Here is a 15,590-nt window from a genome sequence, read left to right as displayed (position 1 = left end):
TGTTCCTGGCCGCTGTGCGCCTCGTCGCCGGGTGGGCCTGTGTTCCTGGCCGCTGTGCGCCTCGTCGCCGGGTGGGCCTGTGCTCCTCGCCGCCGTGCGTCCCGTCGCCGGGTGCGCCCGCGTTCCGGAGCGGGCTGGGTCCCATCGCCCAGCGCCCCCGGCCGCCGTGCGTCCCGCCGTCGCGGCGGAACAAGGGCGGACGGCATCCACCCCTGCCCCCGCCCCTCGCGGGGGCGAAGGGGCAGCCGTCGCCCAGTCCGCCCGTTCCACCGGGCGCTACGCGCCCAGGAGGCTCTGGCCGCACACCCGGACCACCTGGCCGTTGACGCCCCCCGAGAAGGGGCTCGCGAACCAGGCCGTGGTTTCCGCGACGTCGATGGGGAGGCCGCCCTGGGAGTGGGAGTTCATGCGGCGGCCCGCCTCGCGGATGAAGAGCGGGACGGCGGCCGTCATCTTCGTCTCGATGAAGCCGGGCGCGACGGCGTTCACCGTGACCCCGTACTCTTCCGCCGCCCTCGGCGCCAGCGCCCGCACGAGGCCGACGATGCCCGCCTTACTGGCCGCGTAGTTGGTCTGGCCGACGTTGCCCGCGATGCCCGCGATGGACGCCGTCGCCACCACGCGCCCCGTGCCCTCGCGCAGCGCGCCCGCCTTCAGGAGGCGGTCGGTGGTGCGCAGCACGCTGTCGAGGTTGACCTCCAGGACGGAGTCCCAGCGGTCGGCGCCCATGTTGGCGAGCTTGCGGTCGCGCGTGATGCCCGCGTTGTGGACGAGGACGTCGAGCGGTTCGCCGCCCAGCGCCTCGGCGATCCGCTCGGCCGCGTCGTCGGCGGTGATGTCCAGGGGCAGCGCCTCCCCCCGCAGCCGCTCGGCGACCCGCGCCAGGTCATCCTCGGCCTGCGGCACGTCGAGGCACACCACCTTCGCGCCGTCGCGCGCCAGCGTCGCCGCGACGGACTCGCCGATGCCGCGCGCCGAGCCCGTCACCAGTGCGGTGCGTCCCGCGAGGGGCCGGGTCCAGTCCGGGCCTTCGACGGGTTCGGCGTCGCGGATCTCGATGACCTGGCCGCTGACGTAAGCCGACTTGGGCGAGAGCAGGAAGCGCAGCGTCGACTCGGCGGAGCGCGCGGTGGCGCCGGGCGCGAGCCGGACGAGCTGCGCCGTGCGGCCCCCGCCCGCCTCCTTGCCCAGCGAGCGGACGAAGCCCTCCAGCGCCTGCTGCGCCGCCGCCTGGTGGTGGTCCTGCGGGTCCGGTACGGCGCCGAGCACGATGATGCGGGCGCAGGTGGCGAGCGAGCGCATGACAGGGTGCAGCCCCTCGTACACCCCCCGGAGTTCCGCAACCGCGCGCACCCCCGTAGCGTCGAGCACGACGGCGGCACAGCGCGTCTTGGGATCGGCTTCGCGGCGGACCTCAAGTCCGCTGCCGCCGAGCGCCGTTGCCAGCTCCTCCGTCCCGCACGCCGAGTGCGCGGCCGTCAGGTGCAGCAGTGGGCCCCCCTCCAGCACGGGCCTCTCCGCCGACCACCGGTGGAGCGGTGTGGGCTGGGGGAGGCCGAGTCGGCGGGAGAGGAACCGGCCGGGCCCTGTGTTGGTCCAGCGAAGGTAACGGTCGGCCATTCCCCAACTCCTCAGGCTCGCGTAAATTTACTTCCGAGTAAGGTTACTTTCAGGTCAGGAGTCTGGCGAGGATGAGTTCCACCAGCCTGGTAAGTCCCAAGGTCCCGCGCCGTGTAGCCGTCGTCGGCGGCAGCCGCATCCCCTTCGCGCGCGCTGACGGTCCCTACGCGACCTGCTCGAACCAGGACATGCTCACCGCCGCGCTCGACGGGCTCGTCGAGCGCTACGACCTCCAGGGCGAGCGGGCCGTCGGCGAGTTCGTCGCGGGCGCCGTGCTCAAGCACAGCCGCGACTTCAACCTGGCCCGCGAGACGGTGCTCGGCTCGCGGCTGGACGCGCGCACGCCCGCCTACGACATCCAGCAGGCGTGCGGCACCGGGCTCCAGGCCGTGATCGCCGTCGCCAACAAGATCGCCCTCGGTCAGATCGAGTCCGGCGTCGCGGGCGGCGCCGACACCGCGAGCGACGCGCCGCTCGGCCTCAACGACGAGCTGCGGCGCGTGCTGCTGGCGGCGCGCAGGGCGAAGACGTTCAAGGAGCGCGCCCGCGAGATCGCCCGGATACGCCCGCGCCACCTCGTGCCCGACATCCCCCGCAACGCCGAACCCCGCACCGGCCTGTCCATGGGCGAGCACGCCGCGCGCACCGCCAGGGAGTGGGGCATCACGCGCCAGGAGCAGGACGAGCTGGCCGCCGCCAGCCACCGCAACCTCGCCACCGCCTACGACAGCGGCTTCCTGCACGACCTGGTGATCCCCTTCAACGGGCTGGCCAGGGACCAGAATCTGCGCCCCGGCACGTCGGTGGCGAAGCTCGGCGAGCTGAAGCCCGTCTTCGGCAAGGACCGGCCTGCGGACGCGACGATGACGGCGGGCAACTCCACCCCGCTGACGGACGGTGCCGCGACCGTGCTGCTCGCGAGCGAGGAGTGGACGAGGGAGCGCGGTCTGAAGCCGCTCGCCTATCTGTCCGCCTACGAGACGGGCGCCGTCGACTTCGTGACCGGCGGACCGGCCGAGGACGGGCTGCTGATGGCGCCCGCGCACACCGTGCCCCGGATGCTGGAGCGCAGCGGCCTGGAGATGAGCGACTTCGAGCTGTTCGAGATCCACGAGGCGTTCGCCTCCCAGGTGCTGGCCACGCTCGCGTCCTGGGAGAAGCAGGGCGAGGACCCCGTCGACCGCGACCGCCTCAACGTCGCGGGCTCGTCGCTCGCCACCGGGCACCCCTTCGCCGCGACGGGCGCCCGTATCGTCGCGACGCTCGCGAAGCTGCTCGCCGAACGCGAGGGCGCGAAGCCGGGCGCGCGCGGGCTGATCTCCATCTGCGCCGCGGGCGGCCAGGGGGTGACCGCGATTCTGGAGAAGGCCTGACGGCGTCGTCGCGGCGGGCCCTGGGCAGGACGTGTCCGGGAGCCCGGAGCGGAGCGCACGCAGCCGAGCACCGAGGTACGTCATGGAGAGGAGCCGCTCGTGTCGTCCCACCACCAGGTAAGCCACGAAGATCGCGAAGGCCGAGAAGGCCGAGAAGGCCGAGAAGGCCGAGAAGGCCGCGAAGGCCACGAGGGCCGCGGAGGTCAGGGGGACCGTGCAGTGCGGGGGGAGCGGGTAGCGCAGGGGGGTCCGGGGGGCCAGGGGGGCCGGGGGGACGCCGGAGCTGACGGGGAGCGCGTGGGCGAGCAGGGCCAGCGGGACGGGCAGAGCGGGCAGGGCGGCCGGAGTGTCCGGGGGACGCCGGGGGTCAGGGTGCCCCGGCGGGCCGAGGCGAACTTCCCCCCAGTGGTCGAGCCCACGGCGGTGACCGAGGACGGGGCGGTGCGGGAGGTCTCCGTACCGCCGCTCGTCCCCGCCGTCACGACGGGCTCACTCGGCGACATCCCCTTCACCAACGCCGTCGAGGACCCCACCGCGCCCGTCCTCAGCCGCAAGGAGCCCGACGGGCGCTGGCGCGACGTGACGGCCCGCGAGTTCGAGGCGCAGGTGCGGGCACTGGCGCAGGGGCTGATCGCGCACGGGCTGCGGGCCGGTGACCGGCTGGCGATCATGGCGCGTACGACGTACGAGTGGACGCTCTTCGACTTCGCCGCCTGGGCAGCGGGGCTCATCACGGTGCCGGTGTACCCGACCTCCTCCGCCACGCAGGCCCGCTTCATCCTCCAGGACGCGGACGTGCGCGCGTGCGTCGTCGAGAACGTCGAGCAGACGCGGCTGCTCAGCGCCGAGCGCGGCAACCTCCCGTCGCTGGAACTGCTCTGGCAGATGGACACCGGAGCCGTGAACCGCATCGTGGCCGAGGGGCGCGACGTGCCGCCGTCCGCCGTCGACGAGCGACGGGCGCAGGTGACGCCGCGTCATATCGCCACCATCATCTACACGTCCGGCACCACGGGCCGCCCCAAGGGCTGCGTGCTGACCCACGGCAACTTCTTCGCCGAGGTCGACAACGCCATCGAACTCCTCCACCCCGTCTTCAAGCACGTCAGCGAGGAGCCGCCGTCCACGCTGCTGTACCTGCCGCTCTCGCACGTCTTCGGGCGGATGGCGCACGTCGGCTGCATGCGCGCGCGGGTGCGGATGGCACACGCGCCCAGCATCAAGACCGAGGACCTGCTCGCCGACTTCGCGGGCTTCCAGCCCACGTTCCTGCTCGGCATCCCGTACGTGCTGGAGAAGATCTACAACACCGCCCGCGCCACCGCGGAGAAGATGGGCCGCGGCTCCTCCTTCGACCGGGGCGCGCGGATCGCGCGGCGGTACGGAAAGGCCGTCGAGGCGCAGGAACACGGGCGCGGCAAGGGACCAGGATCCTGGCTGCGCGCTGGGCGGGGCCTGTACGACGTGCTCATCTACCGCCGCATCAGGGCCGCGCTCGGCGGACGCTGCCGCTACGTCATCTGCGGCGGCTCCCCACTGGGCCGCCGCCTCGCCGCGTTCTACGAGGGCGCGGGCATGTCCGTCTTCGAGGGCTACGGCCTCACCGAGACCACGGCAGCGTCCACGACCACCCCGCCCCAGCGGCCCCGCCTGGGCACGGTCGGCTGGCCGATGCCGGGCGCGGCCGTGCGGATCGCGGACGACGGCGAGGTACTGCTGCGCGGCGGCCAGCTCTTCGCCGGGTACTGGGACGCGCGCACCAGAACGGCGGTACCGGGCACGACGGCCGACGGCTGGTTCGCGACGGGCGACATCGGCGCGCTCGACGAGGACGGCTATCTGACGATCACGGGCCGCAAGAAGGACCTCATCATCACCTCGGGCGGCAAGAACCTCTACCCGGCACCCCTGGAGGACTGGCTGCGCGCACACCCCCTGGTCAGCCAGTGCCTGGTCATCGGCGACAACCGCCCCTACATCACCGCGCTGATCACCCTGGAGCCCGAAGGACTCGCGCACTGGCAGCAGATGCACAAGAAACGGCACCTGGGCATGGCCGACCTGACGGAGGACGAGGACCTGCGCCGCAACATCCAACAGGCCGTCGACGAGGCCAACACCCTCGTCTCACGCGCCGAGTCCATCCGCCGCTTCGTCATCCTCCCTGGCGACTTCACCGAGGCCCGTGGCCACCTGACACCGTCGCTGAAGCTGCGGCGCTCGGCGATCATCCGGGACTTCGCGAGGGAGATCGAGGGCTTGTACCCGGGGTGACGGTCCGATGTGACGGTTCGTCAGGTTCATTGAACCGTTCACGGAGCGGGTCCGTTGTTGCCTGGCAGTCCAGAACGAAAGGGAAAGGTGCAGACATCGATGCCCTCTCATGGTCCTTCAGCGACGCGGCAGACCCCTATGCAAAAGGTGCAGGAGTCCTACGAAGGGGCCCGCTTCGAGCGGGATAGTGTAACTGCCGTTAAGAGGCAACTTCAGGAGCAAATGGCCACGCCGACGGCGATCAACGAGGTGAGTGAACGCGAGCGGCAAGCTCAGCTGGTCACAGGCTACTACCGCAATGCGGTCCAAGAGTTTCAGCGTGCAAATATACAGACGGCAGCTGATCTACGGTCCAAGCCCCGAGCCCAGGTCGCCTACAACACCGCAGTCGAGGCGCACGCGGCATATGTTCGGAACTATCCTTCGGAGCCTGGCCAGTCGGTCGTTTCGCAGAATGCCGGGATGACAAATCGGATGGCCGCCGATCAAGCGCAAGGCTCCGGTCCCTCGCACCAGTCACCAGGAGCGGTGCAAGGCCAAGCCCCGACTCGCTCCGGTCGGCGGAGGTAGGCGCCGTGCCAGGGGCACAGCCACACCGGCTCGTGCCAGGGGTAGCGCGCTGTGGGCAGGTAGCGCATGACGGGGCCCACGTGGCGGTCGTCCTCGACCGCACACTCGCGCGGCGCGCTCACCGGCCTGTCTCCGTGCTCGCGGCGCGGGCCTCGTCCTCGGCGGCGATCGTCTTCGCACAGCCGTCGCAGACCTTCACGGGGACGGTGCGCGTACGTGTCTGCGGGCTCGCACCCCGCTCGTCACCGGAGTACAGGTCGAGGACAACCTGTGTGCCGGGCGCCTGGCGGCAGCGGAAACAGCACTCGGCGGCCCGTCGTGCACACTCCTCGCAGATCCGCACCGGAACAGCACGCGGACCCGCCCCGTCCCCGGACGCGACATAGATCTCCACCGTGCCCGGCCACTGACGACAACGGACGCAGCACTCGGCGACGGACGAGAGGCGCACGTTCACCGCCCGGCCCCGCTCGCACCATCGCGGGGCCCGTGCTCGACACGGATCACCGCGTCCAGCACCACGTACAGCAACCGCGCATCCGTCAGCCCGTACTCAGCCCACCCCCGCACCCAGTGCGCGAAGGCCGACCGCGTGCACCACCCGGGCGGGATGGTCAAGTGCTGCGTTGCGCTGAGCAGTTGCACGCACGTGATCTCGGGAACGACCCACCCATTCGTCGTGCCGGGCGGCACCAGCCACGTCAGCCGGTGCCCGTACGGGTCCCGGATCACCGCACCCGATTCACGGCCGAGTCGGGCCAAGACGCGGTCACCCAAATACACGGGGATGTCGACCGCATCCCAGTGGACCCCGGCGGGCAGTATCTCGGCGGCAACCCCGGAAGGCGGAGACCAGGGCGAAGAAGAGACTGGTGAGTGGGCAAGCATGTGCACCCCGGGTGTCGGCAGGGACCGGGTAGTCACTGACCGTATGGACCGCCGGAAGCAGAGAGCTATCAAGGTGCACGTTGGTGCACGGATTCACCCGAGGGCGGAGATCGCCTCGTGAACGAGGCCCCGTGCTCCCTCCCCGTGCACCGCCAGGGCGCCCAGCTCGTTGAACACCTGGGCGTACATCTCGATCTCGCGCGGCTGCGTGACGGTCAGGTACCCCGAGACCAGTTCGACCGCGACTTGCGCACGGTCAAAGATCCAGAACCCCTCAACAGGCCGCATGGCACTGCGATCCGGCTGCATCGGGACAATGCCGAGACTGACGCTGGGCAAGAACCCGACCATCAGCAGGTGCCGCAACTGCTCCCGCATCACCTCACGACCGCCGATCCCCGCGCGCAACACAGCCTCTTCAATAACAAACGCGAAGGTATGGCGCCCCTCGTAGAGAACGTGCTGACGGTCCATGCGCTCGGCCACGGCGGCGTCCACATCGTCGACCAGCCCGCGTCGACGGCGCGTGGCGTGCAGGACTGCGGTGGTGTACCCCCTGGTCTGCAACAGCCCAGGCACGAGCCACGAGTCGTAGGCGCGGAATGCGCGAGTGCGCTCGTAGAGCGGCCGGACGGATTCCTGCGCCTTCTTCAGCCCGGTCCGTTCCATACGGCGCCACTCGATCCACATGCCTTCTACCGCGTGCAGAGCCTCGGTGAGGTCGGCCACCTGGTCCTCCGCACCGCACACGCGGGCCCAGGCCCGGATGTCGTCCGGTGACGGAGCGGTCCGTGCGTTTTCGATTCGCGAGACCTTCGAGTGGCTCCAGCCTGCTCGGGAGGCCAACTCGCGGACCGTCAACTCAGCGTCCACGCGCAGGTCCCGTAGTCGGGCAGCGAGGGCTTCTCGCGCGGCCTGGGCGCTGGATGACGGTGACGCGGTCATGGGCTGGTGATCCGATGCGCGAAGCTCAGATCTTGTACTCCTGGTGCGGGACGGCCCGTGCCCACACCGCGTCGAACGCTGACGCGCACAGCTTGACCACCGCTGGGTCCTCTGTCCACTCCTCTCCGAGGACGTCCCCTTCACCGGAGAAGTGGCCGAAGCGCACCAGTTCGTTGTCCAGGATCCAGAAGTCGTTGCCGGGCAAGGCGATGTTCGAGGCACGGCGGCGAGTGAGCCAGCGCACCTCTTCTCCCGCTGCGAGATTCATGGGGGTCACAGAGTGCTCGAACCGGATGTAGTCGGAGACCGGCTCGGAGACTATGCGGGCCCGACGCACAGCGACTCCACGGCCGACGGCGTCGCGCACCAGGTCGAGCCACGGCCGGTAGACCTCCATCGCGTCGATCGGCTCATCGCGCTTCCAGCTCAGGTAGGTCGGGTCGTTCGGGGTATAGCTGTCGCGCATCTCAAGATGGAAGGCGGTCCGGCGGGTGGCGCGGAGGCGGTCAGGAAAGGTCGTCACTGTCATCCTTGTCATCGCTGGGCAGGAACTGCCGCATCACCTTGGGGAGCCGGATCACCGCCTCATGGCCAGGCACCTCCGTTGAGTGCCCAGGGATCGAGCCCACCTCCTGGCACTCCTGCAAGGTGGCCGTGTCCGCTTTCCACGACTGGATGACCAGATCGCCAGTGTCCTCATCAAGCCACACGGTGGGTGAGTCCGTGTTCGGAGTGTTCGGATAGATCCCCAGGAATTTCAGGGTCACGATGATCTCCCGCGAGAAGGTGTTGCACGATGCCGCATCACGCTTGTGGGCATGCGTTGCGGCGTCAAGAGCGCCCGCCATGACGAACGCGCCCCCTGGAATCCGCCCGGAGACGACAGGGCTCGGGCGCTGTGGCGATCCGGGAGCCGGTCCTCGGTCAGCGGCTGCGGCCGATGTGCTCGACGGAGATGATTACTGGCGGACCGTCATTGATTCGGTAGATGACCCGGTATTGGGCGACGTGGATGCGCATCCGGTCCGGGCCGTACGGCTGGGCGCCTCTGGGCCGGGGGTTGTTCGGCAGGTCACTGATCACGCCGAAGAGAGCGGTGGTCCCCTCCGGGCCCTGTGCGCGGAAGCGGGCGAAGGAAGAGCGGGCGGACGTCTCCCACTGCACCTGGTTCCCCATCAGGGAGTGCTCCCCGGCCGCTGCCGCATGCTGTCGGTGTCGGCCGGTTCCAACCCCATCTCCTGGGCGAACTCGGCGTGCGCCACGGGCGTTTCCCCGTGCAGGCGGCCGTACGCGTTGCGGGCCAGTGACAGGAATTCGCCCAGTTCCTCGAACTCCTGCGCGTTCACGAGCATCCCCAGGGTCTTGCCCTCCTCGTCCGTGATCAGATAGTCCTCGCGCTGGTCCCTGACCCGTGCGAGAAGCTCGGGGAGCTGCTGGGCCGCGCCCTGCGCGCTGATGACCCGTTCGTAGGGTCCCTCCTGGTGTACTCCCTCAATGCCCATGCCGTCCCTTTCCGCGGGTTTGTGCTTCGGCGCTGCTTACCGTAGCCGCAACGCCCGCACACCCGCCTTGGTCACCGCCGCGCGGGCGCGAATCGCATCGCTCATGTTCACCCCCCGCAGTTGCCCGCCGTCGCCTCCCCCCTGAAGCGGTGTCCGAGCCACGTCATCGCGGGGTCCGAGCCGGTGATGGCGGCGGCCACGTGGTTGAGGAGGGGGTAGGCGTGCCATTCGACGGGGACGCCCCGGGCGCACCAGGCGGCGCGCAGGTTCTGGCCCACGCGGTACGGGATGACCTCGTCGGCGCTCCCGTGGTACAGGAACACCGGTGCGCCGGTGGTCTTGGTGCCCAGGCGGCTCCGGTCTATGGCGCGCTGCCAGTCGCGCCGGTCCATGGGGTCGCTGACGGTGACGTCGTCCACCGTCTTGCCCTTGCCCGCAGCGGTGTTCTCGGCGACGCAGTGGTCCTTCATGTAGGCGGCGAGCCGCTTGCCCTCCGCGTTGAGGTACCGGTCCAGGCGCAGCCTCGGGTAGGCCGCGTCGTGGCCGATCGCCGACATGAGGACGAGGCCCGCGTCGGCGTCGCCGTCGTTGTACTCGGCGACCTTCGCCAGGTCGGCGGGCACACCGCCCGAGGCGGTGCCCTTGACGTTCAGCTCCGGTGCGTAGGAGCGGTGCAGTTCGGCCGCCCAGGCGCTGGCCTGGCCGCCCTGCGAGTAGCCCATGATGCCGACGGGCGACTTCCCCGTGACGCCCGCCTTCCGCGCCTGGGGGAGGCGCTGCGCCGCGCGGGCCGCGTCGAGGACGGCGGTGCCCTCGGCGCGGCCGACGGTGTAGGTGTGGGTGCCGGGGGTGCCCAGGCCCTCGTAGTCGGTGACGGCCACGGCCCAGCCGCGCGCGAGCGCCCCGTTGATGAGCAGCGCCTCGGCTGTGCGGCCCTGCGGGAAGGTGGCCGAGGGCGCGCACTGGTCGCCCATGCCGACGGTGCCGACCGCGTACGTGAGCAGGGGCCGGGTCCCGGTGCGGCCGTCGTCGGGGACGACGACCGTGCCCGAGACGGTGTGGGGTCTGCCGTCGGCGGAGGTGGAGCGGTAGTGGACCTTCCACGCGCTGGTGAGGGTGTCCACGCCGGGCGCGAGACGGAACGCGGTCGGCTCCGCGCTGACCAGGCGGCCGGGGTGGCCGGGGTGGCCGGTGCGGGCGTGGGCGCCGTGGGTGCCGGACGCGTCGCCACCGCTCGGCGAGGCGCTGCCCGTGAGCGTCAGGGCCGAGAGCGCCACGGCGACGGTTACCGCGCCCAGCCGACGGTTACGAGGGCGCGGACGGGCGCCCGCTACGCGGAACGTGCCGTGGAACGACGACTGCATGCGGCTCTCCCCCTGTGCGGACTGTGCGGACTGTGCGGACTGTGCGGAGGGCTGGTCCCGGTGAGCGGACCGTACTGACGCGTCAGCAGAGGCCGGTATGACGGAACCGCTCAATTTCGGGCATCGTGCCCGCGCGCTCCGGCCAGTCACCCATGCGGCCCGTTTCCCACCCGAACGTCGCCGTCGCGGGCCCCTCATGGCGGAACGCGCCCGGCGTCGTGCCCGTCCAGCGGCGGAAGGCGCGGTGGAACGCCGTGTCCTCCGAGAAGCCGAGCCGCAGGGCGAGTTGCGCTATCGGCTCGTGCCCCGAGGCGAGGGAGGCCAGCGCGATGTCGCGCCGTACCGCGTCCTTCAGCGACTGGAACGACGTGCCCTCGGCGCGCAGCCGGCGCCGCAGAGTGGCCGGGCTGACGGCGAGCCGCGCCGCGACCGTGCCCAGCTCCGGCAGCCGCACGCCCTCGCGCAGCGCCCGTACCAGCGCGTGCCGCACCTGCTCGGCCACCGTCGTGTCCCAGGTGCGGCGGCTGAGGAGGTCGGTGGGCGAGCGTCGCAGCAGTACCTCGAGCGACGCCTCGTCCTGCACGACGGGCGCCCGCAGCCACCGCGCGTCGATCGCCGCACGTGTCACGGGGGCGCCGAAGCGGGGCAGGCAGCCGAACATCGCCTCGTACTCCGCGTGGTGCGCGGGCGGCTCGTAGGCGAACTCCGTCCACAGCAGCGGTATGCGGCGGCCGACGAGCCAACTGGAGAGCCGGTGCCAGATGACGACGAGGCACTCGGAGAGGAAGTGGTCTGGGTCGTCGGGGAAGTGGTTGTGGACCGTGTAGCGCACGGTGCCGTCCACGGTCTCCACGTCCAGGTCGGGGCCCTGCGGGAAGAGCCCGTAGAAGCGCACGCCCCGGCGCAGCGCGCCGCCCAGCTCTGCACAGCCGATGGAGGCGTAGCACATCATCGCGAAGGTGCCGAGCCTGCTGGGGCGCGGGGCGAGGCCCAGGAACTCGTCCTCGGTGGCCGTGTACAGCACCCGCACCAGCCGCGCGAACTGGGACGGTGTCACCCGCGCGCCGTCGTCGTGCAGCAGCAGCGGGGAGATACCGGCGCGCTGGAGCAGGGGCGCGGTGTCGAGGGCGAGCCGCTCGGCGCCGCGCAGGGCGGCGCGGACGCGGTGCACGGTGATCGTTGCCCCGCTGTGCGCGCTGTGCACGCTGTGACTGCTCACACGGCGCACGGTAACCGCGTTGAGCGGAGAGGTCAGTCCCGCTGACGCTTCCTGTCATCCCGGTACGAAGACGGGCTGCCTAACGTCGTCTAGCGTCGCCGCACGACCCGAGGAGGCGCCGCATGTCCGAACGGTCCGATCGGTCCGAGCAGCCCGCCCCGTCCGCCTCGTCAGCCCCTGGGACCGGGCGTCCGACCCGTCCCGCCACCCTGGCGCTCATGGCGGAGTGGGCCGGTGAACACCACGGCTCGCTGCCCGCACTCCGCTACCGCTCCGGTGACGACGGCAGCGGGGGCGACGGGGGCGACGGGGAGCGCGCGTGGACCTCGGTCACCTTCACCGAACTGCGCGAACACGTACGCCAGGTGGCACGCGGCCTCGTCGGAGGACTGGGCGTGGCACACGGCGACCGCGTCGCCATCCTCTCCGAGACCCGCCCCGAGTGGACGTACGCGCACCTCGCGGCCTTCGCCACCGGCGCGGTCGTCGTGCCCGTCTACCCGACGGCCGGGGACGAGGAGGTCACCTGGGTGCTGGGCGACTCGGGCGCCTCCGTCGTCATCTGCGAGAACGAGGCGCAGGCGGCGAAGATCGCCCGGCTCCGGGACGCGAGACCGGGAGCGGGACCGGAGGGTGGTGGCGGGCTGCCGGCGCTGCGCCACGTCGTCCTGATGTCCGCGATGGCGGAACTGCCCACGCCCTGCTCCCAGGAGGACCTGCTCAAGCGCGCCGAGAGCGTCGGCCCCGACGACGTCTGCTCCATCGTCTACACCTCGGGCACCACCGGCATGCCCAAGGGCTGCAAGCTCACGCACGGCAACATCACCGCGCTGCACGACAGCACCGACCAGCTCACCGAAAGCGGCCCCGGCACCCTCACCTACCTCTACCTCCCGCTCGCCCACCTCCTCGCCCAGCTCATCGAGTGGCGCGCGGTCCTCGCGGGCAGCGAGATCGCGTACTTCGGCGGGAAGATCGAGAACGTCGTCAGCGAACTGGCCGAGGTCCAGCCCACCCATCTGCCGTCCGTGCCACGGCTCTTCGAGAAGATCTACTCGATGGTGGAGTCCCTCGCCGAGGCGCGCGGCCCGGACGGCAAGGAGCGGTTCGAGGCCGCCGTGCGCACGGGCGTCGAGGTCGCCGATCTGCGGGCGCGCGGCGAGGAGCCGACGGGCGAACTGCTGGAGCGGTACGAGGCGGCCGACGCGCAGCTCTTCTCGCTCGTACGCGGCGTGCTCGGGGGCCGCCTGCGCTGGGCGCTGACGGGCGCGGCGCCCATCGCGCCGCACGTGCTGGACTTCCTGCGCGCCTGCGGCATCGGCGTCTTCGAGGGGTACGGGATGACCGAGTCGGGCGGCGTCATCTCCCTCAACCACAAGGACGCGGTCCGCTACGGCACCGTCGGCAGGCCGATACCGGGCTGCGAGGTCCGCATCGCGGAGGACGGCGAGGTGCTGGCGCGGGGGCCCATGGTCTTCCCCGGCTACCACGCGAACGAGGCCGCCACGGCCGAGACCCTGGACGCCGACGGCTGGCTGCACACCGGTGACCTGGGAGAACTCGACGAGGACGGCTATCTGCGCATCACGGGGCGCAAGAAGGAGCTGATCATCACCTCGGCGGGCAAGAACCTCACACCCTCACAGGTCGAGCTGGCCATCCAGCAGTCCCGCTTCGTCTCCCGAGCCGTGATGATCGGCGACAAGCGTCCGTACCCCGTCGCGCTCATCACCGTCGACCCGGAGACGACGGAGGGCATGGAACCCGCCGAGGTGCGGGCCCGCGTGGAGGAGGCGGTCGAGCACGCGAACGCGCAGGTCGCACGCCCGGCCCGCATCCGCTCCTTCGCCATCCTGGACGAGGACTTCAGCATCGAGGAAGGCAGCCTGACGCCCACGCTGAAGGTGCGCAGGGCGCGGGTGGTGGACCGTTACGCGGCGCGGATCGAGGAGCTGTACGCGGCGGGGCGGCCCTCCGGTGAGGCTGCCGAGACGGCGCCGTAGACCGGGAAAGGGGGCGCCCCGTGAGGCACGGAAACCGTGTCCCACGGGGCGTCGGTGCGCTCAGGGTTCAGGGATCAGAAGGGGCGGTCGCCCGCGATGGCGACGCGCTCGGCGAGGCGGCGGTGCGGGAAGTAGTCGTCGACGGCGTAGTGCTGCGTGGCGCGGTTGTCCCAGAAGGCGATGTCGCCCTGCCGCCAGGAGAACCTGACCTGGAACTCCGGCGTGTGCGCCTGCCGCACCAGATACGCCAGCAGCCGGTCGCTCTCCTCGCGGTCCATGCCCACGATGTGCGTGGTGAAGGACGTGTTGACGAAGAGCAGCTTGCGGCCCGTCTCCGGGTGGGTGCGCACGACGGGGTGCTCGACGGGCGGGAACTCGTCCTGGAGCGGTATCAGCTTCTCGTCGCCGTAGAAGCGCCGGAAGCCGGGGATGAAGTCGTGCACGGCGGTCGCGCCGTCGATCCGCGCCTTCACCTCGTCGGGCAGGTTGTCGTACGCGGCGGCCATGTCGGCCCACATGGTGTCGCCGCCCACCGGCGGGACCTCGCGGAGCTGGAGCACCGCGCCCATGGCGGGGCGCTCGCGGAACGTGACGTCGACGTGCCAGACGTTCTCGAACGTCGGGACGGCGCTGCTGCCCTTGTCGAAGCGGGCGACCTCGTCGGAGGAACCGCGCGCCAGCAGCGGATTGGTCTCCAGCGGGCCCCACTGCTTGGCGAAGGCGGCCTGCTGCTCGGGGGTGAGATCGGCGCCCCGGAAGAACAGCACCTTCCACTCCAGGAAGGCGCGGTTCAGCTCTTCGAAGACGGCGGGGGCCAGCGGTCCGGTCAGGTCGACGTCGCGGATCTCGGCGCCGATGACGCGGCCCTGCGGGACGACGGTGATGTGCTCGTAGGGGCGCTCGGTCCAGTCCTCGGGCACGCGACGCAGCACGCGCCGCCCCTCGAACATGCCGCCCTCGGGCACGCGGGCCTCACGCAGGGTGGGCGCGGGGTTCTCGGACGCGGGCGTGGGTGTGGCGATGGTCATGTGATCCTCCGGCGATACGGGAGTAGTGGCTACGGGAAGGTGGGCACGCGAGTCGCGTACGGCTGGGCCGTACGCGGGACGCGCCGCGGGAATTTCCGCGTCCGCAGCTATCGACCGGATCGCTCACACCCACGCCGCCACGGCACGCTGAGGCGTCCGAAGGCGGTGGCGGTGTGCGGGATCATTTCGCCATTGTGGGATCGCCCTCTGTCGGCCGTCAACCCGACGATGTGGTTCCCGCTTCACGGGGGTGTTGCGCGGGACGGTTGGCCGGTGTGGTGGGCACCGTAGGGTCCCGCGCTGATTTTTGTGCGGCTTCACGGGGTGCGGCGTTTTTCGGGTGCGGGCCGGTGGCTTCGGCGCGGCGTGTGGTTGCGGTGCGTTGCGGCTTGCGCCGCGTGGTTCTTGGTTTCGGCTGGTGGTTGTGGGGTTGGTGTGTGGTGGGGGTCGGTGCCGTGCCGGGGTGTCTCCTCGGGCGGCGACAAGTGCGGGTCGGTTTTTCGGCTGCCTGCGTCGGCTTTTCGGCTGTCTGTACATACTCGTCGCCACCACTTGCGGGGACACCCCACCACGTCCCCTCCCACCCGGTGGCCAGCTTCCGGTCCGCTCCAATCGGCCCGGTGGAGTGGGGACCGTAGGTCCCGCGCTGGGGTGTGGGCGTCAGCCGACCCGGAGCCGGGCAGCGGGCCACCGGCGGGACGGGGACGGGGTGGGGTGTCCCCGCAGGTCGAGAAAGTCACCGGCCTAAAGCCGACAACGAGACCTTCACGCCGAGGAGACACCCCACCCCGGCACCGGACACCC

General features: G+C 71.1%; 14 protein-coding genes. 3 read left to right on the top strand and 11 right to left on the bottom strand.

Going from position 1 to position 15,590, the window contains the following annotated elements; translation table 11 throughout:
* Window positions 1-276: 276 nt before the first annotated feature.
* Window positions 277-1,620 carry a 3-oxoacyl-ACP reductase gene (locus ACYVOO_RS31440; RefSeq protein ID WP_461019114.1) on the bottom strand — a complete coding sequence of 448 codons (1,344 nt, stop codon included), beginning with the start codon at window positions 1,618-1,620 and terminating at the stop codon, window positions 277-279.
* Between the two features lie 71 nt (window positions 1,621-1,691).
* On the opposite strand from ACYVOO_RS31440, the gene ACYVOO_RS31435 reads away from it, so the two are divergent.
* Both ACYVOO_RS31435 and ACYVOO_RS31430 read left to right on the top strand, forming a co-directional pair.
* Window positions 1,692-2,993, top strand: a complete 1,302-nt coding sequence (locus tag ACYVOO_RS31435) for an acetyl-CoA C-acetyltransferase (RefSeq protein ID WP_461019113.1) — start codon at window positions 1,692-1,694, stop codon at window positions 2,991-2,993.
* Between the two features lie 405 nt (window positions 2,994-3,398).
* Window positions 3,399-5,267 (top strand): AMP-dependent synthetase/ligase, encoded by a 1,869-nt coding sequence (locus ACYVOO_RS31430; RefSeq protein WP_461019112.1) that lies wholly within the window; start codon window positions 3,399-3,401, stop codon window positions 5,265-5,267.
* A 688-nt stretch (window positions 5,268-5,955) separates the two neighbouring features.
* On the opposite strand, the gene ACYVOO_RS31425 is transcribed toward ACYVOO_RS31430, so the two are convergent.
* The 9 genes from ACYVOO_RS31425 to ACYVOO_RS31385 form a co-directional block, all read right to left on the bottom strand.
* Window positions 5,956-6,294 (bottom strand): hypothetical protein, encoded by a 339-nt coding sequence (locus tag ACYVOO_RS31425; RefSeq protein WP_461019111.1) that lies wholly within the window; start codon window positions 6,292-6,294, stop codon window positions 5,956-5,958.
* On the bottom strand, window positions 6,291-6,599 hold the full coding sequence (locus ACYVOO_RS31420; RefSeq protein ID WP_461019110.1) for a hypothetical protein: 309 nt from the start codon (window positions 6,597-6,599) through the stop codon (window positions 6,291-6,293). Before ACYVOO_RS31420 ends, ACYVOO_RS31425 begins: the two co-directional genes overlap by 4 nt.
* A gap of 219 nt (window positions 6,600-6,818) precedes the next feature.
* Entirely contained in the window at window positions 6,819-7,670 is an 852-nt protein-coding gene (locus tag ACYVOO_RS31415; RefSeq protein WP_461019109.1) for a helix-turn-helix domain-containing protein, read from the bottom strand.
* Between the two features lie 25 nt (window positions 7,671-7,695).
* A complete protein-coding gene (locus tag ACYVOO_RS31410; protein ID WP_461019108.1) occupies window positions 7,696-8,136 on the bottom strand; it encodes a DUF6879 family protein in 441 nt (146 codons plus the stop codon).
* Between the two features lie 40 nt (window positions 8,137-8,176).
* Complete coding sequence (locus ACYVOO_RS31405; protein WP_461019115.1) at window positions 8,177-8,437, bottom strand: hypothetical protein; 261 nt, start codon at window positions 8,435-8,437, stop codon at window positions 8,177-8,179.
* A 157-nt stretch (window positions 8,438-8,594) separates the two neighbouring features.
* Window positions 8,595-8,846 (bottom strand): type II toxin-antitoxin system RelE family toxin, encoded by a 252-nt coding sequence (locus tag ACYVOO_RS31400; protein ID WP_461019107.1) that lies wholly within the window; start codon window positions 8,844-8,846, stop codon window positions 8,595-8,597.
* Window positions 8,846-9,172, bottom strand: coding sequence for a hypothetical protein (locus tag ACYVOO_RS31395; protein ID WP_461019106.1), 327 nt, complete (start codon window positions 9,170-9,172; stop codon window positions 8,846-8,848). Before ACYVOO_RS31395 ends, ACYVOO_RS31400 begins: the two co-directional genes overlap by 1 nt.
* A gap of 107 nt (window positions 9,173-9,279) precedes the next feature.
* A complete protein-coding gene (locus ACYVOO_RS31390) occupies window positions 9,280-10,536 on the bottom strand; it encodes a lipase family protein (protein ID WP_461019105.1) in 1,257 nt (418 codons plus the stop codon).
* A gap of 82 nt (window positions 10,537-10,618) precedes the next feature.
* Window positions 10,619-11,755, bottom strand: a complete 1,137-nt coding sequence (locus tag ACYVOO_RS31385; RefSeq protein ID WP_461019104.1) for an AraC family transcriptional regulator — start codon at window positions 11,753-11,755, stop codon at window positions 10,619-10,621.
* A 122-nt stretch (window positions 11,756-11,877) separates the two neighbouring features.
* Here ACYVOO_RS31385 and ACYVOO_RS31380 point away from each other — a divergent pair, with 122 nt between their 5' ends.
* Window positions 11,878-13,758 (top strand): AMP-dependent synthetase/ligase, encoded by a 1,881-nt coding sequence (locus ACYVOO_RS31380; RefSeq protein WP_461019103.1) that lies wholly within the window; start codon window positions 11,878-11,880, stop codon window positions 13,756-13,758.
* Window positions 13,759-13,832: 74 nt separating this feature from the next.
* Here ACYVOO_RS31380 and ACYVOO_RS31375 read toward each other — a convergent pair whose 3' ends face one another.
* On the bottom strand, window positions 13,833-14,786 hold the full coding sequence (locus ACYVOO_RS31375; RefSeq protein ID WP_461019102.1) for a TauD/TfdA dioxygenase family protein: 954 nt from the start codon (window positions 14,784-14,786) through the stop codon (window positions 13,833-13,835).
* Between the last annotated feature and the right edge of the window lie 804 nt (window positions 14,787-15,590).

The organism is Streptomyces daliensis (assembly GCF_054782395.1).
Note: the sequence above shows the minus strand (reverse complement) of the source record. Positions and strands in the feature narration are given on the sequence as shown.